Origin of the sequence: Collimonas sp. OK242 (assembly GCF_900107095.1) — a bacterium.
Lineage (GTDB): Bacteria > Pseudomonadota > Gammaproteobacteria > Burkholderiales > Burkholderiaceae_D > Collimonas.
In genome coordinates, this window is the sequence record NZ_FNOR01000026.1 from 18,423 (window position 1) to 41,119 (window position 22,697).

General features: G+C 57.0%; 23 protein-coding genes. 13 read left to right on the top strand and 10 right to left on the bottom strand.

Translation table 11 applies throughout. The features are described 5' to 3' along the window. The first annotated feature begins 58 nt into the window (after positions 1–58). Genes yjgA through BLV81_RS21685 form a run of 4 tightly spaced genes read left to right on the top strand, consistent with a single transcriptional unit; the run spans position 59 to position 3,033 of the window. Positions 59–658 carry a ribosome biogenesis factor YjgA gene (gene yjgA / locus BLV81_RS21670; RefSeq protein ID WP_092359990.1) on the top strand — a complete coding sequence of 200 codons (600 nt, stop codon included), beginning with the start codon at positions 59–61 and terminating at the stop codon, positions 656–658. Then, positions 645–1,256 (top strand): molybdopterin adenylyltransferase, encoded by a 612-nt coding sequence (mog, locus tag BLV81_RS21675; protein WP_092359991.1) that lies wholly within the window; start codon positions 645–647, stop codon positions 1,254–1,256. The genes yjgA and mog overlap by 14 nt, the downstream gene beginning before the upstream one ends. A 37-nt stretch (positions 1,257–1,293) precedes the next feature. Beyond that, entirely contained in the window at positions 1,294–2,313 is a 1,020-nt protein-coding gene (locus BLV81_RS21680; protein WP_092359992.1) for a TRAP transporter substrate-binding protein, read from the top strand. A 51-nt stretch (positions 2,314–2,364) separates the two neighbouring features. After that, a complete protein-coding gene (locus BLV81_RS21685) occupies positions 2,365–3,033 on the top strand; it encodes an alpha/beta hydrolase (protein WP_092359993.1) in 669 nt (222 codons plus the stop codon). A gap of 65 nt (positions 3,034–3,098) precedes the next feature. Here BLV81_RS21685 and BLV81_RS21690 read toward each other — a convergent pair whose 3' ends face one another. Beyond that, on the bottom strand, positions 3,099–3,296 hold the full coding sequence (locus BLV81_RS21690) for a heavy-metal-associated domain-containing protein (protein WP_092359994.1): 198 nt from the start codon (positions 3,294–3,296) through the stop codon (positions 3,099–3,101). Positions 3,297–3,437: 141 nt separating this feature from the next. After that, positions 3,438–4,043 carry an amino acid synthesis family protein gene (locus tag BLV81_RS21695; protein ID WP_092359995.1) on the bottom strand — a complete coding sequence of 202 codons (606 nt, stop codon included), beginning with the start codon at positions 4,041–4,043 and terminating at the stop codon, positions 3,438–3,440. Between the two features lie 205 nt (positions 4,044–4,248). Between BLV81_RS21695 and BLV81_RS21700 the strand changes: the two genes are divergently transcribed. From BLV81_RS21700 to BLV81_RS24510, 8 genes are all read left to right on the top strand, one after another. Beyond that, a complete protein-coding gene (locus BLV81_RS21700) occupies positions 4,249–6,699 on the top strand; it encodes a heavy metal translocating P-type ATPase (RefSeq protein ID WP_092359996.1) in 2,451 nt (816 codons plus the stop codon). A gap of 4 nt (positions 6,700–6,703) precedes the next feature. Next, positions 6,704–7,111: a Cu(I)-responsive transcriptional regulator gene (gene cueR, locus BLV81_RS21705; RefSeq protein ID WP_092360012.1), complete on the top strand. Its 408-nt coding sequence runs from the start codon at positions 6,704–6,706 to the stop codon at positions 7,109–7,111. Between the two features lie 26 nt (positions 7,112–7,137). Further along, entirely contained in the window at positions 7,138–7,539 is a 402-nt protein-coding gene (locus tag BLV81_RS21710) for a hypothetical protein (protein WP_092359997.1), read from the top strand. Positions 7,540–7,682: 143 nt separating this feature from the next. Beyond that, positions 7,683–9,089, top strand: a complete 1,407-nt coding sequence (locus BLV81_RS21715) for a TolC family protein (protein WP_092360013.1) — start codon at positions 7,683–7,685, stop codon at positions 9,087–9,089. Beyond that, positions 9,086–10,480, top strand: a complete 1,395-nt coding sequence (locus BLV81_RS21720; protein ID WP_092359998.1) for a multicopper oxidase family protein — start codon at positions 9,086–9,088, stop codon at positions 10,478–10,480. The genes BLV81_RS21715 and BLV81_RS21720 overlap by 4 nt, the downstream gene beginning before the upstream one ends. Positions 10,481–10,552: 72 nt before the next feature. Further along, positions 10,553–11,038, top strand: coding sequence for a cupredoxin domain-containing protein (locus tag BLV81_RS21725; protein ID WP_092359999.1), 486 nt, complete (start codon positions 10,553–10,555; stop codon positions 11,036–11,038). A 35-nt stretch (positions 11,039–11,073) separates the two neighbouring features. Then, positions 11,074–11,433: a copper-binding protein gene (locus tag BLV81_RS21730; RefSeq protein ID WP_092360014.1), complete on the top strand. Its 360-nt coding sequence runs from the start codon at positions 11,074–11,076 to the stop codon at positions 11,431–11,433. Between the two features lie 333 nt (positions 11,434–11,766). Next, positions 11,767–13,788, top strand: coding sequence for a PepSY domain-containing protein (locus BLV81_RS24510; RefSeq protein WP_092360000.1), 2,022 nt, complete (start codon positions 11,767–11,769; stop codon positions 13,786–13,788). Between the two features lie 8 nt (positions 13,789–13,796). On the opposite strand, the gene BLV81_RS21740 is transcribed toward BLV81_RS24510, so the two are convergent. From BLV81_RS21740 to BLV81_RS21765, 6 genes are all read right to left on the bottom strand, one after another. Continuing rightward, positions 13,797–14,504 (bottom strand): hypothetical protein, encoded by a 708-nt coding sequence (locus BLV81_RS21740; RefSeq protein WP_092360001.1) that lies wholly within the window; start codon positions 14,502–14,504, stop codon positions 13,797–13,799. Between the two features lie 171 nt (positions 14,505–14,675). Beyond that, positions 14,676–15,053, bottom strand: a complete 378-nt coding sequence (locus BLV81_RS21745) for a hypothetical protein (RefSeq protein ID WP_092360002.1) — start codon at positions 15,051–15,053, stop codon at positions 14,676–14,678. 97 nt (positions 15,054–15,150) lie between these two features. Continuing rightward, the gene (locus tag BLV81_RS21750; protein WP_092360003.1) at positions 15,151–15,894 is read right to left on the bottom strand and encodes a DUF4198 domain-containing protein; all 744 of its coding nucleotides are present in this window, start codon (positions 15,892–15,894) and stop codon (positions 15,151–15,153) included. A gap of 60 nt (positions 15,895–15,954) precedes the next feature. After that, positions 15,955–16,530: a hypothetical protein gene (locus BLV81_RS21755; RefSeq protein WP_092360004.1), complete on the bottom strand. Its 576-nt coding sequence runs from the start codon at positions 16,528–16,530 to the stop codon at positions 15,955–15,957. After that, on the bottom strand, positions 16,527–17,270 hold the full coding sequence (locus BLV81_RS21760; protein ID WP_092360005.1) for a HupE/UreJ family protein: 744 nt from the start codon (positions 17,268–17,270) through the stop codon (positions 16,527–16,529). Before BLV81_RS21760 ends, BLV81_RS21755 begins: the two co-directional genes overlap by 4 nt. A gap of 116 nt (positions 17,271–17,386) precedes the next feature. Next, complete coding sequence (locus BLV81_RS21765) at positions 17,387–19,483, bottom strand: TonB-dependent siderophore receptor (protein WP_092360006.1); 2,097 nt, start codon at positions 19,481–19,483, stop codon at positions 17,387–17,389. Between the two features lie 508 nt (positions 19,484–19,991). Between BLV81_RS21765 and BLV81_RS21775 the strand changes: the two genes are divergently transcribed. Then, positions 19,992–21,218: an acetyltransferase domain-containing protein gene (locus BLV81_RS21775; protein WP_092360008.1), complete on the top strand. Its 1,227-nt coding sequence runs from the start codon at positions 19,992–19,994 to the stop codon at positions 21,216–21,218. A gap of 120 nt (positions 21,219–21,338) precedes the next feature. On the opposite strand, the gene BLV81_RS21780 is transcribed toward BLV81_RS21775, so the two are convergent. Together BLV81_RS21780 and BLV81_RS21785 are read right to left on the bottom strand one after the other, a co-directional pair. Beyond that, positions 21,339–22,202, bottom strand: a complete 864-nt coding sequence (locus BLV81_RS21780) for a GNAT family N-acetyltransferase (RefSeq protein ID WP_092360009.1) — start codon at positions 22,200–22,202, stop codon at positions 21,339–21,341. 118 nt (positions 22,203–22,320) lie between these two features. Next, positions 22,321–22,695, bottom strand: a complete 375-nt coding sequence (locus BLV81_RS21785) for an ExbD/TolR family protein (protein ID WP_092360010.1) — start codon at positions 22,693–22,695, stop codon at positions 22,321–22,323. Positions 22,696–22,697 lie beyond the last annotated feature (2 nt).

Genomic DNA, 22,697 nt, shown 5'->3' on the forward strand with positions numbered 1-22,697 from the left:
TAAGGTATAAAACGGTTATCATAGCAGTCGTTTACAGTATGGAAGTACCCTTAACATCATGCCAAATCCCAATCGGGGCTCCTGCGGCTTTCAGTCCAGCGAGTTCGAACAAGAATACGATCGTCCCTCCAAGTCCCAGCTCAAGCGCGAGATGACTGCATTGCAGAAGCTCGGCGAAGAGCTGATTGCCGAATCGCGCGACCGCGTCAAGCGGGTGCCGATGCCGGAAGATGTGCGCGACGCCATCCTCGAATGCCAGCAAATCAAGGATCACGAAGGACGCCGCCGCCAGACCCAGTACGTAGGCAAGAAGATGCGTACGCTGGAGCCGCACGAAATCGCCGAAATCCAGAAAACCCTGGATAGCTGGAGAGGCTTATCGAAAGCCGATACCGCCGCCATGCACGCGCTGGAACGCCACCGCGACCGTCTGCTGAAGGACGATAGCGCGCTGACCGAACTGCTGGCGCAGCATCCGGAACTGGATGTGCAGCACATCCGCACCCTGATCCGCAATGGCCGCAAGGAACAGGCCGAGAACAAGCCGCCCAAGGCTTATCGCGAAATTTTCCAGCTGCTGAAACAGCTGCAGAAACCTGCCGCCGGACAGGAAGATGGCGAACAGGACGACGAAGACCAGCAAGATGAGCACAACTAGTCCTGGACAAAGCTTGAAAATCGGCCTGGTCTCGATTTCGGACCGCGCCAGCACCGGCGTGTACCAGGATCAAGGCATCCCTGCCCTGCAAGACTGGCTGGCGGCGGCGCTCGTCAGTCCCTGGCAAGTCGAAACCCGCCTGATCGCCGACGAACGCGCGCTGATCGAACAAACTCTGATTGAGTTGACAGATCAACATCGTTGCGATCTGGTGCTGACCACCGGCGGCACCGGCCCTGCGCGGCGCGATGTGACGCCGGAAGCAACGCTGGCGGTCGCCACCAAGGAAATGCCCGGCTTCGGCGAACAGATGCGGCAGATCAGCCTGCAATTCGTTCCCACCGCGATCCTGTCGCGGCAAGTCGCGGTGATACGCGAAAGCGCCGATCACGCCGCATTGATCCTGAATTTGCCAGGGCAACCGAAGGCCATCAAGGAAACCCTGGAAGGCTTGAAAGATGCCGACGGCAAGCAGAAAGTGTCCGGCATCTTCGCTGCGCTGCCTTACTGCATCGACCTGATCGGCGGTCCCTACATTGAGACCAACGAAGCCGTCTGCAAGGCGTTCCGGCCGAAATCGGCGATCAAGCCCGCATAAATCCCTCTTCGCCTAACTCTTTCAGCGAACAGCATCCATGTTGCCAACGGTCTTTTCCAAGCCTCGCCTTGCCCAAATCTCATTACTGCCGATATTGACGCTGGCGCTGAACCCGCCCTCATTGGCTCAGCCTCAGACCCTGCGCCTGATCAACGAATATCCGGCAACGTCGATCACCGCCGTTGCCGACCTGCAATTTGCCGCCAGTGTCAAACAACTGGCCGGCGACACGCTCGCCATCAGCACCGAACAGGAAGCACAGAATCCGTTCAAGGGCAGCGCCCAGGTCAGCGCAGTGAGCGACGGCAAGGTCGAAATGGCCACGCTGTTTGCCGGCATCATCGGCGCCAGCGATCCCTTCTTCCTGCTATCTTCGCTGCCGTTCACGGTAAATGATTTTGACGATGCCGAGGCGCTTGCCAGTTGCTCGCAGCCGGTGCTTGAGCAGCATCTGAGCAAACTCAATGCGCATCTGCTGTACGTCACGCCATGGCCGCCGTCCGGCATCTGGTCGGCAACGCCGCTGACCGACTTGGCGTCTTTACGAGCGCTGCGGATTCGCACCTACGACGAAAACAGCCGTGCTGTATTTGCGCAAGTCGGCGCGCAAAGCGTGAATCTGCCGTTTTCGGCGGTTCCGCCCAAACTGGCTGCCGGCGAGTTGAATGCGGTACTGTCATCAGGCGACGGCGGCGCCGGCAACCGTTTGTGGGAACAGCTCGGCAATTTCAGCGCTGTCAGCTACGCGATTCCGCTGAGTTACACCGTCATCAACCAGGATGTCTGGCAGCGCTTGAAACCGGAACAGCAAGCGATACTGAGCGAAGCCGCCAAACGTACCGCAGCCAGCTCCTGGAACAAGGTCAAGGATCGCATCGCCAGCAATTACGCCAGCATGCGCGAACATAAAATGAGTTTGAATCTGACGCCTGCGCAAGAGATACAAGACAGTCTGCGCAGCGCTGCAAGAAGCCAGGTTTCGGCCTGGCAGCAAAAAGCCAACGCCGCCGATATCGTCGGACTCTGCTTCAGAAGCCCGTCACAAGCGTCAAAATAAGCCGGCAGCCGGCATCGATTAATCATCCACCACCTATATCCGGAACACCTCATGTCAAGCACTCTCGAAACCCTGGAAATCTCTACCTCCGAAACACCGACCGCCGCCGTCATCTGGATGCACGGCCTGGGCGCCGACGGCTCCGATTTTGTGCCGATCGTGAAAGAACTGGATCTGAGCGGCTGCCCCGGCATCCGCTTCGTCTTCCCGAGTGCGCCAGCGATACCGGTGACCATCAACAACGGCTACGTGATGCCAGCCTGGTACGACATTCTGGCCACCGACCTGACCCGCCGCGAAGACGAAGCCGGCCTGCGCAAATCGCAGATCGAGATCGAAGCCCTGATCGCGCAGCAGATCGCGCTCGGGATTACGGCCGACAAAATCGTGGTCGCCGGTTTTTCCCAAGGTTGCGCGATGGCGCTGCAAACCGGTTTGCGTTACCCGCAAAAGCTGGCCGGCCTGATGTGCCTGTCCGGTTACCTGCCGCTGAGCGACAAGACCGATGCGGAGCGGAATGCCGCCAACCAGCACACACCGATCTTCCAGGCCCACGGCCGTGCCGACCCGGTGGTGCTGGTCGACCGCGCCGAAAAATCGCGCGACTTCCTGAAACAACTCGGCTACCAGGTCGAATGGCATGAATACATGATGCAGCATTCGGTGTGTGCGGAAGAAGTTGCCGATATCGGTAACTGGTTGCGGCGCGTGCTGGCATAAAGCAGGCTGCTGCGCCAGCCCATAAAAAACCCGCATCGCACGCGGGTTTTTTATGGCGGCAAAATTTATATCACCTGCGGCGTATAACCAGCGTCCGTGATCGCTTCAGCAAGCTCATCCGCGCTTGCCTTGCTCTCAACCGACACGGTCCGCCCTTCTATCTTGATATCCACCTTGGCGTTTGCATCAACGCCAATGATGGCTTTGGTAATGCGGCCGGCGCAGTGGCCGCAAGTCATGTCCTGCACATTGAATTCGATCATTTTCCTGCTCCGTTTTTGCCTGCTTAGGCAGATGCATCGACTATAAACCTTCCCATCGCGGCAAGGTCAAGCCCTAGCTGGCGCAATACAGCGACACAACAAGCAAACGATCCAAACCCGCTGCAGGACGGCAAGCGCGACTTAATTCAAGCCGTTCTTGCCTTCGATTTCATTGGCTTTCAAACCACCCAGGCGCGCATGCAGGCGGCCACGGGTCGCCACTGCGAACGCCACCACGATTTCATCGGCGTTGGGGGCGTCGAAGAACCGGGTAGTCACGGTGTCGTAATGCGATGGCACATACAAGGCATTTTTGTGGGCCAGCGGAATATCGAGCTCAGTGCCGGGTACGCCGCGTTTGCCGGACGACGGGATCCAGGCCTTGCCGCCGCCGATGGCTGCGCGGATCGGCATCACCATGGCCGGCGTCAGGAAGGCATTGCCGTGCTCGTATTCACCGCCGATGCCGACGATGCAAGCCTTGCCGTAGCTTTCCACCTGGTCCTGACCCAGCGCGGCGACAAGCCGACGGCCGAATTCATGGCCGAGCGCTGGCGAATTAGCCAGGATCAGCTCCAGGTTTTCACTGAAACGCCCGGCGTAGGGATTGTGGATGGCCGCGCCGATCACGATCTTGCGCAGCAAGCTGCCATCGGCCAGCACGCCGTTTTCATTGGCCAGGGTGTCGTCGATCTGGGTGTACCACTTGCGGATATGATAATTGTCGAAATTGGCTGGTTTGCTCATGATGGTTTCCTGGCAAGTTGATCGATTTGAAGAAATCTGATGGACAGGAATCCTAACTTGCCTTCACCCCTCGCCGTATAGCGCATTACGTATAAGCAGTAGAGCTTTTGGCAGCGCACAAGGCGAACTGTTAAAATTGTGCTTGACCTTCCCATCATGGGAAGGCCGATCATGCATCATCCCCACTCATCAAGTTGAGCCCATCATGAGCAGCGCCGGCGCCACCCAAGCGACAGAATTCCAATTAGCGATAGACGGCATGAGCTGTGCATCGTGCGTCTCCCATGTCGAAAAAGCATTGCGCAAAGTTGCCGGCGTGCACCAAGTCAACGTCAACCTGGCGACCGAACTGGCGACCGTGCAAGCCGATGCGGCAAACACTATCGGGCCGTTGGTCGCCGCGGTGGAAAAAGCCGGCTACCAGGTCAGGCAGCAGGAATTGACGCTGGATATCGAGGGCATGAGTTGCGCTTCCTGCGTCAGCCGGGTGGAAAAAGCGCTGCATAAAGTGGCTGGCGTACAAACCGTTGCCGTCAATCTGGCCAGCGAGAAGGCCACGCTGACCACCGCCGGCGCGGTAGCTGTCGACAGTATGATCGCTGCCGTCAAGGCTGCAGGCTATGCAGCCTCGCTGCCAAAATCCACGCCGGAAGCATCGGCAAGCCAGGCCAGCAAGCGCCTATTGCCGGGCTGGTGGCCAGTCGCCGCTGCTGCATTGTTTACCCTGCCTCTGATCCTGCCGATGCTGCTGATGCCTGTCGGCGGCAGCTGGGCCCTGCCCGGCTGGTGGCAGCTGGCGCTGGCGACGCCGGTGCAGTTCTGGCTCGGCGCCCGTTTCTATCGGGCCGGCTGGCGCGCCCTGAAGGCCGGCAGCGGCAATATGGACTTGCTGGTGGCGCTCGGCACCAGCGCTGCTTACGGCTTGTCGCTGTATCTGCTGCTGGCGGCCGCACATGGCGCGATGGCGCATCTGTATTTCGAAGCATCGGCGGCGGTGATCACGCTGGTGCTGCTCGGAAAATGGCTGGAAACCCGCGCCAAGCGCCAGACCGCCGACGCCATCCGGGCCTTGAATGCATTGCGCCCGGAACGCGCCACCGTGCGGCGCGCCGGCGTTGACCGCGAGATCGCCATCGCCGACCTGCAGATCAACGATCTGGTGGTGGTGCGTGCCGGCGAACGCATCGCGGTTGACGGCCTGGTGTCAGAGGGTCACAGCCAGGTCGACGAATCCTTGCTGACCGGCGAGAACCTGCCGGTAGAAAAACAGCCGCACGACCGGGTGACCGCCGGCGCCATCAACGGCGCAGGTTTGCTGCTGGTGAGCACCACCGCAATCGGCGCCGAAACCACGCTGGCCCGCATCATCCGCATGGTGGAACATGCCCAAGCCGCCAAAGCGCCGATCCAGCGCCTGGTAGACCAGGTCAGCGCGGTCTTCGTGCCGGTGGTGCTGCTGATCGCCGCCGTTACCTTGCTGGCTTGGGGCTTGAGCAGCGGCGACTGGCAGCAAGCCTTGCTCAATTCAGTGGCGGTGCTGGTGATCGCCTGCCCATGCGCACTGGGACTGGCGACGCCGACTGCGATCATGGCCGGCACCGGGATCGCCGCCCGCTTCGGCATCTTGATCAAAGATGCCGAAGCGCTCGAAATCGCCCATCGCATCAATGTCGTGGCCTTCGATAAAACCGGTACCTTGACGGTCGGACATCCGGCCTTGCAGGCCTTTCTGCCGCGCGTGCAAGGCGCAAGCGCCGGCGACGACTTGCTGGCACTGGCCGCAGCCGTACAACGCGGCAGCGAACATCCGCTGGCGCGCGCGGTGATCGCCGCCGCCGAGAAAAAAGGATTGCAAGCCACGCCCGACATCCACGCCAGCAAGGTGCAAAGCATCGCCGGACGCGGCGTGCAAGCCACTGTCGGCGATCGGCAATGTTATCTGGGCAGCTCGCGCTGGATGCAGGAACTGGGAGTCGACCTCGGGACGTTGGCAAGCGAGGCGCAGACGCTGGAAGCTGAAGGCCGCACCGTTTCCTGGCTCGCCACCGCAGAGAATGGCAAATTATTACTCGCCGGTTTGCTGGCTTTCGGCGACGACATCAAGCCGACGGCCAGGGCCGCAGTCCAGCAATTGCAACAACGTTCGATCCGGGTTGCCATGCTGAGCGGCGATAACCACGGCAGCGCCAATGCCGTCGGCCGGCAGTTGGGAATCGCCGAAATCCATGCGGAAATCCTGCCCGGTGAAAAAGCCAGGGTGATCAGCAACCTGAAATCCGGCGCCGCCGTGGTCGCCATGGTCGGCGACGGCATCAACGATGCGCCGGCGCTGGCTGCCGCCGATGTCGGCATCGCCATGTCGACCGGCACCGATGTCGCCATGCAGGCCGCCGGCATCACGTTGATGCGCGGCGATCCGGGCCTGGTCGCAGATGCCATCGATATCTCGCGCCGCACTTACAACAAGATTCGGCAAAACCTGTTCTGGGCTTTTATCTATAATCTGATCGGCGTCCCGCTGGCGGCGCTGGGGTATCTGAATCCTGTGCTGGCCGGCGCGGCGATGGCGTTCAGCAGCGTCAGCGTGGTCAGCAACGCCCTGCTGCTGCGCCGCTGGCGGCCCTTATCGTTCAAGGAAATTCCACATGTCGACTAATGCGATGAATATCGGCGACGCCGCACTGGCTTCAGGCGTTTCGGCCAAAATGATACGGCACTATGAAGAAACCGGCCTGATCCCGAAAGCCAGCCGCAGCGACGGCGGCTACCGCACTTATGCCGAACGCGATATCCATCTGCTGCGTTTTATCCGCCAAGGCCGCCTGCTGGGGTTTTCGATGAAGCAGATTGCCGAGCTGATCGGCCTCTGGCTGGATCAATCGCGCCCCAGCAGCAAGGTCAAGCAACTGGCGCTGGACCATATCGCTGAATTGGACGACAAGATCAAGGAGTTGCAAGCCATGAAAGCCACGCTGGAACAATTGGCCTGCCATTGCCACGGCGATGCGCGGCCGGATTGCCCGATTCTTGAGGGTCTTGCCAAACAACAAAACATCAGCATTAAGTAATATAAATCAATGCTAGAATCCCATCCATGTTTGCCATGAACCGACTCAAGAACCTGCTGATTTTATTGCTGGCGCTGACACTCCCGATACAGGGATATGCAGCGGCGGCGATGGTTTTTTGCGGCTCGGAAAAAATCACGGCGGCAAGCGCCGCCGGCGATGGCGACGCAACAGCGCATCATATGCATGCGCAAAATGCGGACCTGCCGTCCAAGGCTCGGCACGGCGGTCATGAGCACTCAGCGCAAGACAAGAACTCAAGCTCCTGCAGCTCTTGCGCGGCTTGCTGTGTGGGCGCGATTCCCATGCAGTCGGCGCTGCCCGCGGCGCAAGCGCTGCCGGCCATGCATTTCACGCAACTCCCTCTTTCAGGTTTTGTCGGCTACACCCCGGAAAACCCCGAACGACCTCCCTCAGTCCTCGCGTAACGCTCCCAACTCAAACGTCTTGCCGCCCGACCGGGATCGGCAAGTTTGATTGATGGGCCATGCCCTGGCGCAGTCTGCCGCGTGTCTTTGACCCGGCCGCATGGCAGCCAGGCAGGCTCCATTGTTCGGCTAACGAGGACATCATGTTCATTTTTTTACGCAGGCGCATGCTGCCTGCCGCGTTGCTGGTCGCCCTGACCGGTTGCGCCAGCTTGAGCGCCGATCACGGTTTTAGCGCAGTCAGCGAGATTGCCAAACAACGGCTGGGACAAACCCCGCTTCAACCGCGCTCCGAACAGGAACATGGCGAAGCCCGGGCGATCGTTCAGAAACTGCTGCAAGAGCCGCTCACCGCCGATGGCGCGCTACAAATCGCCTTGCTCAACAACCGCAGCCTGCAAGCCGACTATCAAGAACTCGGGATTGCCGAAGCAAACTGGGTGCAAGCCAGCCGTTTGCCGAATCCCGGCTTTAGCTTCGGCCGCACCCGCAGCGGCGGCGATCTCAAGATAGACCGCAGCTTTTCGATGGCGATCATGGGCTTGCTGACTTTACCGTTGAGTTCGAACATCGAACAGCGCCAGTTCGAGGTCCGCAAGCTGACGATCGTCAATCGTATCCTGCAGGTGGCCGCCGAGACACGCAACGCTTACTACCAGAGTGTCGCCGCGAACCAGAGCATTGCCTACCAGGAGCAAGTGGAGAGCGCAGCGGCAGCCGGCAGCGAACTGGCGGGCAAGATGGCTGAGGCAGGCAATTTCAATCAGTTGGAACTGGCGCGCGAACAAGCATTTCACGCCGACGCCGTGACGCAATTGACACGCTCGCGCCAACAAGCAGTGGCGGCACGCGAGCAGCTGATCCGGCTGCTGGGCCTCGGTTCTGCGCAAGCTGCAATGCAATTGCCGCTGCGATTACCGGAGCTGCCTGCCCAGCGTCCGTCTTTGCAAGATGCAGAGAACCTGGCCATGGCGCAGCGGCTGGACATCGCTGCCGCCAGGCTGGAAGTCGAAGGTTTGCAGGCAACGCTGGGATTGAATCGGGCTACCCGCTTCATCAATGTGCTGGATTTGGCTTATCTGCACAATTCCGAACCCGGCATCCCGCACGAAACCGGCTACCAGATCAGCCTTGAAATCCCCTTGTTCGACTGGGGCGGCGCGCGCATCGCCAAATCGGAAGCGATCTATATGCAAGCAGCCCATCGTCTCGCGGCCACCGCTGTGGACGCCCAGTCGCAAGTACGCGTGGCATATCAGGGCTACCAGGCTGCTTACGATCTGGCGCGGCATTACCGCGATCAGGTGGTGCCTTTGCGCAAACGGGTGTCGGACGAATATCTGCTGCGCTACAACGGCATGCTGTCCAGCGTGTTCGAGCTATTGGCCGATGCCCGCGAACAAGCCAGTGCCGTCAACGCCGCCATCGATGCCAACCGCGATTTCTGGCTGGCGGACAGCGAGATGCAACTGGCGCTCGGCGGCTCCTTGCCGCCTCCCGCACCGGCATCGTCATCTTCACCTGCAAAACCACAAGGGAAACAGCCATGAAGCACTTATCACGACGCGCCTTTTTGCAAGGCTCGGCGCTGGCGGTCAGCGCTACCGCCGTCAGCCGGATCGGCGCCGCCAGCCTGCCGGAAGCAGTATTGCAAACCCGGGCCGATACCCAGCCGCCGCTCAGCCCGGCCAACGGCCGCCCTTATCAGCCGGTTGTCACCTTGAACGGCTGGACGCTGCCGTGGCGCATGAACAATGGCGTCAAGGAATTCCATCTGGTGGCGGAGCCGGTAGTGCGCGAAATCGCGCCCGGCATGAAAGCCAATCTGTGGGGTTACAACGGCCAGAGTCCGGGGCCGACGATAGAGGTGGTGGAAGGGGACCGGGTGCGGATTTTCGTGACGAATAAACTGCCGGAACATACCTCCGTGCACTGGCACGGCCAGCGTTTGCCGAATGGCATGGATGGCGTTACCGGCCTGACCCAGCCTGGCATCGCGCCCGGCAAGACCTTCGTCTACGAATTCGTGGCGCGCCGCGCCGGCACGTTCATGTACCACCCGCATGCCGATGAAATGGTGCAGATGGCGATGGGCATGATGGGCTTCTGGATCACCCATCCGAAAGACCCGTCGCTGATGCGGGTCGACCGCGATTTCGTGTTCTTGCTGAACGCCTATGACATCGAACCGGGGGCCGCCACGCCCAGAGTCAATCAAATGACCGACTTCAACCTGTGGACCTGGAACAGCCGCGCCTTCCCCGGCATCGATCCGCTGGTGGTGCGCCAGCATGACCGGGTCCGTATCAGAGTCGGCAACCTGACCATGACCAACCATCCTATCCATCTGCACGGCCACGAATTCGTGGTGACCGGCACCGACGGCGGCTGGACTCCGCCGGCCGGGCGCTGGCCGGAAGTCAGCACCGACATCGCCGTCGGCCAGATGCGTGCGATTGAATTCGACGCCAGCGAGCCGGGCGACTGGGCATTGCATTGCCATAAATCGCATCACACCATGAATGCCATGGGCCACGAGGTGCCGACCATGATCGGCGTCGACCAGAAATCGGTGCTGAAAAAAATCAACCAGCTGATTCCCGACTACATGGTGATGGGCGACAAAGGCGGCTCGATGGGCGATATGGAAATGCCCCTGCCAGACAACACCCTGCCGATGATGAGCGGCGCCGGCCCGTTTGGCGGGATTGAAATGGGCGGCATGTTTACTACGATGAAGGTACGCAAAGGCATCGCCAGCAACGATTACAAAGATCCCGGCTGGTACCGGCATCCGGCCGGCACCGTCGCCTATGAGTGGAAAGGCGGCGACGCCGCCATGCCAGCCGCCGCCCATGCGCCCGACGCCAGGCGCATGGCTGGCAAGCCGGGGGAAATGATCATGAATGCCGTCAAGGGAGGCTCACATAGCGACCATTAATCACATTTAACCGATTACGGCTTGCGCTCTGAAGCAAACCAATATTTTATTTTTTTATCAAAAGGTATTTCCATGAAATTCATATTAATTGCATCAACCCTGGCTTTGTCGCTGCTATCCCTCAATGCCTACTCCCACGGCGAAGAAACGCACAGTCCGGCCGCTGAAAAACAAGACGGGCATGCGGCGGCGTTGGGCAAACCCGGGGTTGCCGGCAAGGTATCGAAAACCATGAACGTCGATATGAACGACACGATGCGTTTCACGCCGGCGACCATCTCGGTCAAACGTGGTGAAACCGTCAAATTCATCGTCAGGAATTCCGGCAATATCAAACACGAAATGGTGCTTGGCTCCGTCAAGGAATTAAAGGAACACGCGGCCCTGATGGCGAAATTTCCGGAAATGGAACATTCCGACCCAAATCAGGTATCGGTTGAACCAGGTAAAACCGGAGAGCTGATCTGGGAGTTCAGCAAAGCCGGTACATTTGATTTCGCCTGTTTGCAGGCGGGGCATTTTGAAGCCGGCATGCGCGGAAACATCATCGTTAAATGATATTTTTCCACAAGACACACAGCAAAGGAATTTTCATGAAAACCAGTTCTGTTTTATCTGCAGCATTCGCTTTGACGTTAGCCGTTTCGTTCAACTTGCCGTTTTCGGCGATAGCTGCCGAGGAAGTCGAGAAATCCAGTGGCGTGGCGGAAATGAAGCCCGCCGACGCCGCGGCCATGTCGGCCGGGGAAGTGAAAAAAATCGATAAAGAGACTGGCAAGATCACGATCAAACATGGTCCATTGGTGAACCTGGACATGCCGCCGATGACGATGGTGTTTCGTGTAAAAGACCCGGCAATGCTGGATCAGGTAAAGCCTGGCGACAAGATCAATTTTGTCGTCGAAAAAGCCAACGGCGCTTTGACTGTCACGCAGATACAAGCTGGCAGCTGAGATTTATCTGCATATGAGACGGTGCACTTGCTTTCGCAACTATCCACCCCGTTTGACGATATGGATTTGATAAGGTGTGTGCGGGTGCATCCTCATTCAGGTAATGAAACAACGTGTTCCTGGCAGGCTATGCTGCGAGGAACACTTAAAACCATTGTTTCTGTTTCCTGACATCGGCAAAACAGGGCATTTATATATCTTCAACATGATTTAATCAATAGTTGAAGACGCTGATGACTTGCTGAATCCGCCACGTTGCGCAGCTTGTCTGATCGACTCCTGCAAATAAAAAAAGGATTGTTCTTCCAACGTAGGCAAAGTAACTCCAGAAGCATGTCCCCTCTATTTCGCCACCGCGTCCTTCAATTCCATCGCTGGACCGGTTTTACTCTTGGCTTGGTCATGGTCTTGATTGCGGTTACCGGCGCCGGCATGGTTTTTCGTCCTCAGCTCGATCCTGTAATCAATCGCGATCAGTTCACAATGGCCGCTTGCCATGCGAGTTTACCGCTTGACACCCTGATTTCCAATGCACGTGCGGCTAATCCGAAAGGCGGAGCACTCACTTACATACGACTTTACCCGGATACGAATGCGGCTACGCACATCCGCTTTAGTGATGACAAATGGGTGAACATGAATCCGTGTTCCGGCGCGGTGCTTGGGCAAGATGATCGCTATGGCGGTCTATTCGGTACGCTGGCGCTGTTGCATAGTTTTCATTTTATAAAGAGCGGCCACCTGATTGCCGGCACAGTTACCCTGGCGTTTGCCATCATGCTTATTCTGGGCGGCCTCGCGGTCTGGTGGTCCGGCAGGCCACGCAGCGGCAGAAAATTCAGCGGCCGCGCCTTGCCGCAGCATCTTCACAAGACCACGGCGCTATATACCAGCCTGATTCTTTTGACCAGCGCACTCACCGGCTTGCCGCAAGCCTTTGAGTGGTGCCGGCACGGTATCTACCTGCTTGCGGGATCGCAGCTGCCTGCGCCAATATCGCCATCGGCGGCGCCAGCGGGCATTCGACGCTTGTCGGCAGAAGCAGTCCGGCAGCATGCGCATTCCCTGATGCCGCAGGCCAGGCAAGTGCAAATTCGTTTCGCCGAAAAACCTGACGATGCGGTTGACATTAGATTGATCGGGACTGACGCACCACATGCCCAGGCATTCTCCTACCTGGAACTGGACTCCTACACCGGAAAGGTGCTGCGTTTCACTCCCTATGCCAAAAACAGTCCCGGAGAAAAAATCTATCTTTGGGCCTTATCCATCCACTACGGCTGGGTAGGCGGCCTGTTCGGCCAGCTGCTGCTGTTAGCCGGTGCACTATCCGTGCCGGTGCTGGCCTATACCGGCATCGGCAGCTATCTGCGCAGAAAATCCAAACAAGCCGCCAATAAACGAATGCTATTGCGCATCAGTAAAAAGACGATCGAAGCAGAAGGAATCTGCAGCTTCGAACTGGTAGATCCGGCAGGAAAGAAACTGCCTCCCTTCAGCCCCGGCTCCCACATCGACGTCTATCTGCGTACCGGCCTGGTACGGCAATATTCGCTGTGCAACGATCCGCGAGAGCGACATCGCTACCTGATCGGGGTGTTGCGCACGCAGGATTCGCGCGGCGGGTCGCAGGCTATGCATGACGATCTCGAAGAAGGTTCCATATTGGAAATCGGCATGCCGAAAAACCATTTTCCACTCGTGCCCGCAGCCAAACGATCGCTATTGATCGCCGGCGGCATCGGCGTGACTCCCATCCTGTCGATGGCGGAACAGCTTGCCGGCAGGGACGCCGATTTCAGCATGCATTACTGCAGCCGTTCATTGCTACGCACCGCTTTTGTGAATCGGATCAAATCCGCGACATATGCGCAACACGTGACATTTCACTTCAGCGAGGGTGCATCGTCCCAGCGCCTCAACCTGCAGACGCTGCTCGCCGATCCGGATGCGACAAGCCATCTCTATGTCTGCGGCCCGGCAGGTTTCATGGATACGGTAATTGACACCGCAAGGAAGAATGGCTGGGGCAATGAGCGCCTGCACCGTGAATATTTTGCGGCTGGGGTGAGCAGTTCAAGCCGCGATGCGGAATTCGACATCCAGCTTGCCAGCACGGGAAAAATCTACCGTATCGCAAAAGATAAAACCATTGTTGCCGCTCTATCCGAAGCCGGTATCCGGATACCGACCATGTGTGAACAGGGTGTATGCGGCACTTGCCTGACCCGCGTACTGAATGGCGAACCGGATCATCGAGATAGCTTTCTAAGCGAAGAAGACAGGATGAAGAACGATCGCTTGCTGCCTTGTTGTTCTCGCGCATTGAGCACCATGCTGGTGCTGGATCTGTAGCTGATACTTTACGGTAACAAGCCGGGAACAATAAAACGGATAGCAAGCGCTACAAACTGCCCCGCACTCTCTCGTCCGAATGCATTGCCGAAAGTGGTACTAAAATCAATCCGATCAGGTAGCAGCACAGTGCGCAACCCGGCTTGATACGAGGGTTTTCCTTTATGCTCGCCATAAATTTCAGCAATCACCATGAAGCGCCTGGACAACAATTTTTCCATCCCCATGCCCCAGGTCATACGTGCAGTGTGTTGCGTGTCCGAGTAAGTGATGCCTAGATTGGCATGCAGCAAAAACGCATCATCTGATAGCGATAGAGTGACCGGAATTTTCGCATAAGAGTGCAAAGAACGCTCTCTGCTGCCCGCCTCCGTTTCTCCATCTGTTCCCGCAATCAAGCCGATTCCGACGGCATTGGTTTGCAGTTCTCTCAAGACGGTTTTAAGCTGGATCTGCGTATGCGCCATGTAAAGACCTTGAACGTCTCTCTGCACCGCGCCCCCAGCAGCAATTTCAAGATTGCCGGTCGCATTGCAGGCCGGCATGAACCAACGTTCAGTGCGATCCCGGTTGAAACGTGCCCACGATTCAAACTGGCAAGCGTGCGGTTCGACGATCGCCGCATCGTCTACATTCAATGCGCCAGACGCCATGGCATTCGGAAACATAGCAATGCCGGATGCCAGCAATGCGGCGCTCACTAGGATTTTCTTCATAGAGATAGCGTGGCCAGCGAAAATGGCCGGTACAAAGAATCAGGGGATCTTATGCTCGAATGCGCCAGCCGCATTTTCTGCATTCCGCAGAAAACCGATAACGCTGCAGGCTTATCCGAGCGTTGCCAGGCTGGCGCAGCAGCGTCGTAATGAATCGCGCCACTACCTAGATTACTTAGTCGTGAAGCTGGCGCTGACTTTTGTTGTCTTATCTTTTAAAACCACCATCGCAACCACCTTTGAACCAGCTGGGATTTTGACTCCCTTAGCCTCGAATTTGTTGCCGCCGGCGGGCTTGAGTAGTGCTTCCGACTTGGCTCCTTTGCTGGTGATCGTCAGCTTGCCGCTCAGGTCGGCGCTCGGCAGTTCGTCGTCGTCATCCACGACGTACAACTCGGCTCCGTCTTTGCCCTGAACCAGTTCCAGCGACATGTCGCCATCGATCTGAATCAAGCCGCCATGTTCCGGTTTTGTATTGCCGTGCGCATGTGCCGCGTTGAACGTCACGGACATAGCGCCCAGCAGCAATAGAATTGCAATCTTCTTCATTGAATCACCTCTGTATAAAGCGGCACCCGTGGACGGGGAGCGCCGAAGGCCCGATACCAGACAGGCCGGCAGGAAAACTGCGGGCCAGGATTGTTCATTATTCGGGAGCGTGCGGCAGCACAAACGAAAGCGACGCCAGGTGTTCCACCGTATTCGTCTTCTTTGGATCTTCCGGCGGCGAATTGAAAATGGCGACGACGACGTTCAGCCCTTGATTCCTGACTTTGATCGTCACCGTACCGTCCGCGGCTGTTTTGAGCTGCTCGCTGTCAGGATCGTTGATCCAGTCATGCAATACGCGCGCGCCTGCTACCGGCTTGCCTTGATACATGACGCGCAGTTTCATCGATTGCCCCAATAGTGCAGGCAGCGTTGCATCGACCGGCAAGATCTGTAGCGTTTGTCCCGGCAAGAGCGGCAAAGGCGCTGTCATTTGACCGCGAATGAGCACCGCATATTTGTAGTTCTGCTCGCTGACGACGGCGTCAGGCACCTCGTCCTTGCCTTTCTTCAGCCATTTTCCTTCAGGTGTTTTGCTCCACGTGCCGTTGTCGAGAACCGCTGCCACCAGCGCCGGCTGGTTTTCCGTATCGACCAGGATCAAATGATCGGTTTTGATCAATGACGTCGGCACCGGCTTACCCGTTGCATCGAATCCGGCAATGCTTTTCACCATGGAAAAACGCTTGACCATGTCGAGATCGTCAGCTCCTATACCATACAACAACGCCAGTTGATTGTTGCGTTGGGCAAACCAGATGCCATGTGCATGCGAAGCCGCGCTTACCAGTAAGCTTGCAGCCACGGCCGCAGTCGTAAAGAGTTTGGTGATGTTATTCATTTTCTTCCTTCAGGTTGACGAAATTCAATCGGTTGACTAAGAAATCAATTAAAACGATGCTCAAGACGGCACATAAAGTTTCTCGAAAAATCCGCTGACTTTCACTTTTATCGTGACCGGCTTATCGCTGTGATTACGCCAGAACCAGCCGTGTATGCCGTCAAACGGCGCGACAAAAGATCCCTGGTCGCCCGCTTGCTGCTTATCTTTCCAATATCGGGTAAATTCCTTGCCGGCATTGGGCCGTTCGCCGTGCATGTCGACGGTAACTTTGCCGCCTTCGGCGGACCACGTATAGACGAAGTGTTCACCCTGCCGCATCAAGGCTTTAATTTCGCCACCTTGATTTGGTTGCAATATCAGAGACATTTCACTTTCATTGAACGGCATCTGGCTTTTGATCAAGGTCACTTCCGCGGCACCTGCGCTTGCTGTTGCGAGGGGTGCGGGACTAGGCGGCGCCTCGGCGTTCAATTTCTTGATCTGCAGAAGCTTGCCGATGCCGGTGACGTCAATTCCATACTCGGCAGGTAGAACGAAGGCGACCAGTATGGCTGTCGCAGCGACGATGGCGACGCCGGTTGCCTTGCGCAATTGCGGCACAGTCGGTAGCGTTGGATTGTTTGCGGGTGTCATGTCGGGATCCTTGGTGAATTCATGAAATAGCCAGTCAGCTGATAGCCCATTAAAATAAAACCGGCAGTCATCAAAACGACGTTGGCGGAAACCGCCTGACGCCGGAAATTTTCCGTGCGGCGCCAGAATCCCATTGCGATCATGATGGCGCTGAGAGCCAGCAACTGCCCCATCTCCACCCCGACATTGAAAGCGAAGATGTTCGGGATCAAGCCATCTTGCGACAGTGTCAGCTCTTGCAGCTTGGTAGCCAGGCCGAAACCGTGAAAGAAGCCGAAAATAAGCACGGCGGCCTTGGTATTCGGCTGGAAGCCCAGGACCAGTTTGAACGCTCCAAGATTGTCGAGCGCCTTGTAGACGACCGACAAGCCGATGATGGCGTCCACGATATAAGGATTGACATGGGTGCCTGTCAGCACGCCAGACAATAAAGTGGCGCTATGGCCGATAGCAAACAAGCTGACGTAGGTACCGACATCCTTCATCCGGTACAAGAAAAAAATGACGCCGAACAGGAACAGCAGATGGTCATAACCGGTAACCATATGCTTGGCGCCGAGATAGATGAACGGCAGCAGGTGGACGCCGGTGTTTTGTTCGATGAAGGTCTTATCTTCATCCGCAACTCCATGCGCAAAAGCATGTTGCGCGGTGAACGCCAGAAGCAAAAGCAGAGCGGGGATCAATGCGCATTTGGCGATGCCTAGCCAATGCGCCTTTCGACTTAATAAGTCTTGCATGCAAATTCTCCGGTGTGCATGATCAATCAATAAAACGTGCGTCGGATATGCTTCATATCTGCCTGAATAAATGTTCTGCCGCATGCTTGTGCGGCGGAACGCCTTAAACCAAAGCATTAGAATTTATATTGCGCCTTCAGCGTGATCGTGCGCTCCGTCCCCGGAGCAACCCAGAGCTGGCTGTAAGAGCTGGCGTAGTAAGTCTTGTTGAACAGGTTGTCGATGTTCAAGGAAATACGCAGCTTTTTGGTCGGTTTATAAGAGGCGATCATTTTGTAGGTGGTGTAGGCTGGCAATTTGAAATTGCTGCTTATCGCCACGTCACCGCTACGTTCGCCGACATAATTCGCACCGCCGCCGAAAGACGCGACGCCGTCCCCAAGTTTGAAATCCTGAACCAGGAGCAGGTTGGCGCTGTTTTTAGGAACATCCGGCAACGCGCTGCCAACCTTGAACAAATTGTCTTTGGTGATTTTGGTATCGGTGTAGGCATACGCTGCGGTAAGACGCAGATTACGAACGATTTCTCCGGAGACGTCGAGTTCGACGCCGCGGCTTTCGACCTCGCCGGCAGCGACCGAGAAATTGGGATCCAAAGGATCCACCGTCAGCACATTCTGTTTCTGAATCTTATAAACCGCCAGAGTGCTGCTGAGTTTGCCGTTAGCCGCATCGTACTTTGTACCGACTTCATAAGAACGGCTGCTTTCCGGAGCAAAAGGCAGACCGCCCGATGTAGTGCCGCTGCTTGGCCGGAAACCTTTGGATACGCTGGCATAGAACGATAGTGTCTTGAGCGGCTGATAGACGATGCCGAAGCGCGGGCTGGTCGCATTGCCGGATTGCTCGGTATAGCGCAAGAAACGCCGGTCATCGAAAGTTTGCGTGTAGTTATCGTAACGCACCCCGATCAAGGCCTTCCATTGCTTGGTAATGTCGATCTGGTCTTGCGCATACAAGCCATGTGCGCGCTGCTTTTCCTTGGTGCTGATATTGAGCGTCATGGCCGCCGGCACGGATTGACCGTATACAGGATTGTAAATATCGATCGCATACGGAGAGGCCGCAGTTGGATTGGCGCGCATCAAAACGCGATCGTCGTCGAAACGATAAGCGTCGACGCCAAACAGCAGATTATTCACCACGGGTCCGGTTGCAACTTTGCCGAGTAATTCCACGCGGCCAGAGGTATCGGTGGCCGAGAAATCACGAAGGCGGTGCTGCCGCCATAAGGTGCGTCCATCGGCAAGCAGTTTGCTGGCCTCTGTCGACAATCCCTTGAGCGAACTTTCGCGATAGGACAATCCGCTCTGCAGCGACCAGTCATCGTTGAATTGATGTTGTATAAACAGCTGGTGGCCGAGCGACTTGATGGTTATCGGGCCGTCGCCAGGTTCGCCGAGAAAGCGCGAATTGGGAATCAGGCCGAGCTGCCCTTTGACTGCCAGGACGCCGCGATCGAACGGCGTTCTTTGCTGGACCGCCTCCATTTCATAAGAAAGAGTGGTATCCGGCGAGATCATCCAGATAAAGGAAGGCGAAATCACGTAACTCTCCGAATGCTCGGTATCTCGGAAACTGTTGCCGTTCTGATAGGCGGCGTTAAGGCGGTAGGCGACTGTTTCGCTAAGGGGGCCGGTCAGATCGACTGCGGTTCTGTAGGTACTGTAGTTGCCGACGGATTGCTCGATGGTTTGAGACGGTTGAAACAAAGGTTTCTTGGTCGTGATATTGACGGTGCCGCCTGGATCGCCGCGGCCATACAGTGCAGAAGCAGGACCCTTCAATATTTCGACGGTGTTGGTATTGGCAGAATCGCGCTGGCCGTTATAGCCGCGGCTGGAGTTAAAGCCGTTGACCAGGAAGTCAGAGCCGAAATTCGGATCGCCCGTGAAGCCGCGCATGGCATAACTGTCCCACAGGCCGCCCAGATTGCTTTGGCGAGCGATGCCGCTGGCCAGATCCAAGGCGTCGGAAAACTTGACCGCGCCGACATCCTGCAACAGGTCGGCAGTCAATACGCGTGCGCTCTGCGGCAAATCCATCAAGAGCGTGTCGGTCTTGGTCGCGCCGGTAGCGGAGATGCTGCGATACGGTTGTTTTTGGCCGACGACGACCACTTCCGGAGAACTATCGGTGTCAGCGGCAGAGGCTGCAAGCGGATAGGCAGCCGCAAGAAAAAGTGCGAGATGAAAACGTGGCGAGGCGTGCATGGAAACTCCCTGTTGGAATAGATATCGTGTGGAAGTCCGACTCCCTGCGGAACCGCGGCTCGCAAAAACATCGTCTTCTGGTATTGATTACAGCATGTCGAAATTACGCAGTTATCTTGTTTTCGGCAGGTCACAGAACAGAAATATCTGTTTTGTCCGGCAGAATCAGCATGCCGTGCCGAGATGGGCGCAGATGCGTTGAAACTGTGCGATTTCCTGCGGTTCTCCCCAAGGAAGTGCAATTTCCAGATCGTTTTCACCGTCTTGGCGTCACTGCAGATTTGTTTTTTTCCGGATGACGCCGACACAATATGCGGGCACGCCATTGCTGCAATGATTTTCCATGCGGCCTTTCAGCAGGAACGATAGAAAATGCTATATCACTGTATTTTTTCAAGGAGAAAAGCCTGCATTCCCCCCAAAGAAAGCAGAATAATTGGTAGGCGGGATTTAGAATAATCGAGCACTTCTTGTTATCTGCCCCCTCCAACCAAACCAGGCCAACACCATGACGAATCCGACGGTCAATCCGAAAGTCCCGCTGTCATACGGCGCCAGCACATACACAGCACATTCACCTGCAAAATCGACCACTGCATCACGTTCACGGATAGCTGTAATCGATGTTCTTCGCGGTCTGGTGATGTTGATCATGCTGTTCGATCACGTGCGCGAGACAATTTATCTGCACATGCAAGTCAGCGATCCGATGGATGTCGGCGCCACCGAACCTGCCATGTTCTTCATGCGCGTTGCTGCGCACTTCTGCGCGCCGATGTTTGTATTTCTTACCGGATTATCCGCTTGGCTATATGCCAACCCGCCGTCCGGCGTGCCGCGTTCCGCCACGGGTTTCCTGGTCAAACGCGGATTGCTGCTGGTAGTTCTCGAATGGACTCTGGTCACGTTTGCATGGTCCGGCCAATTCCCGCCATCGACCATTTACCTGCAGGTGATCTGGGTTATCGGACTGGCCATGATCGTGCTCGCCTTGCTGCACCGGCAGCCGCGCTGGCTGCTCGCTGCTATCGGCTTGACCATAGTGTTCGGCCATAATCTGTTGGCCTCACTGAGCTTCGATCCCGGCAGCCTCGGTTACTATCTGTGGACGCTGCTGCTGCATCGCGGTTATCTGGTGGCCGACGGTGTTATCAAAATCAAGGTCACCTATCCTTTGCTGCCGTGGATTGGCGTGATCCTGCTGGGATATGTCGCCGGCCCGCTGTATGCGCAAACTGTCGCCGCAGCCCGCCGCAAACGCTTGCTGGTTGGCATAGGCGTCGGCTGCCTGGCATTGCTGGGATTGTTGCGCGGTTTTAATATTTATGGAGAAACGCTGCCGTGGGTGCATGGCGAGGATTTTGTACATACGCTCATGTCGTGGCTGAATTTCACCAAATATCCGCCGTCGCTGTCTTTCCTGCTGCTCACCCTGGGTACGGGATTCGTGCTGCTGGCCTGGTTCGAGTCTATCGATAACTGGTTCACTCGCGTATGCGCAACTTTTGGCGGCGCGCCGATGTTCTACTATTTGCTGCACCTGTATGTACTATTGATCCTGCAGCATCTGCTGGTTGCCGTCTTCGGCGCAAACCACGGCGTGCGCTTTGGCGTCGATCACTACTGGATAGTATGGCCGACGGCCTTTGCACTGATGCCCTTGCTGTACTTTCCTTGCCGTGCATTTGCCCGATTCAAACGGGTATCGACCCAAAAATGGGTACGCTACTTCTAGGAGCCGCCGTTGGACGGAAAATGCGTGCCGCTTATATCGCCGCCGACGGACAAGAAAACCGTCGGCAGGAGAAAATGCTGATATCGGATGTGCCGGCCGCCATCAGAAATCGCGCTTGCTTCAGCCGAGCGCCTGGTTGATCATGGCGTACTGATGCAAGTTTTTATCGAGTAGCGGCGGCTCCCCTCTTGCCATCGTGACGACGTCACGCACCGGCATCAAGCCCACCTCGCTCAGCCATGGACTCATATCACCGGTCAGTGCGACGTCGATGCGCATGAAAGCGCCGGCGTGCGAGCCCGCCCAATGGCTGATCAGGGCTTTGGCGCGAGCGATATCCGGCGCAATCACCGGTCCGATCGCATAACCCTGTCCGAAACGGCGTAATACAGCGCAACCGACCACCTGCTCATAACTCTCGATGACGACCCCGCCCTCCGCCGCTTCCAGCAGCGCCGCCATCACGGTACCGCGCGGCATGCCTGCGGCACGGCTGCTGAGGGCCGCGATCTTGATTTTGTCGCTGGCGCCGATTGGACGGATTCTGTCGCCCGGCACAGGCAGTGTGATCTGCGATGGAATCACTGTCCCTTGATGCTGGCGAACTTCGCCAAATGGCGTAAATCCAAGCTGTTCGTAGAGTGGCAGGCATTGCGGCGAGGAGCTGAGCAGGATAGTACGGTCGCCGATTTCGGTCAGCACCTGGGATAGCAATTGCCGCCTTATGAGCTGGCCTTGACAGTCGGGCGGCACAATCACCATGCCGAGAGAAGCATATTGCTGGCCATGCCCCCAGCACATCGCCGTGCCGATTACACCTTCTTCGCTTTCCGCCACAAAACCGGCGCCGAGCCGCTGGACAAATTGCCAGTCGGCCAGCCGATGCGGCCAGCCGGCCGCCAGCGACAGCGCATGCGCAGCTGCCGCATCTTCTGCGGTGAAGCGGCGGTATTTGACGTTGCTATTGGCAATGTGCTTTTTCACTGAGAGCTCCTGCAATTCCGGAATTGATTTCGAGTGATGTAGAGAGGATGCCTTGTAAAGAAATATTTCGATCGATGAATCAGTTCTTTGCCTCAATTTTTATATCGAATCGAGGATATTATTCAAGGTACTGCTCATTGCCGACGATACCGATCTTGGTCACGCCCAGCCGCTGCGCCGACGCCATCACGGCAGCGACCGACTTGTACTCCACCAGCTTGTTCGGCCGCAGATGCACTTCATCGATATTGCCGCCTGCCACCACCGTCTTCAAGCGGTCTTCCAGTTCCGCACGGCTGGCCATCGGCGTACCGTTCCACATCACCGTGCCAGCCGGATCGATATCCACCGTGTCCACCACCGGCAAGGCCAGTGGCGGCGGCGGATTACCGGTCGGCATGTTCAGCTTGATGGCGTGATTCTGGATCGGAATCGTGATGATCAGCATGATGATCAGCACCAGCATGACGTCGATCAACGGCGTCATGTTCATTT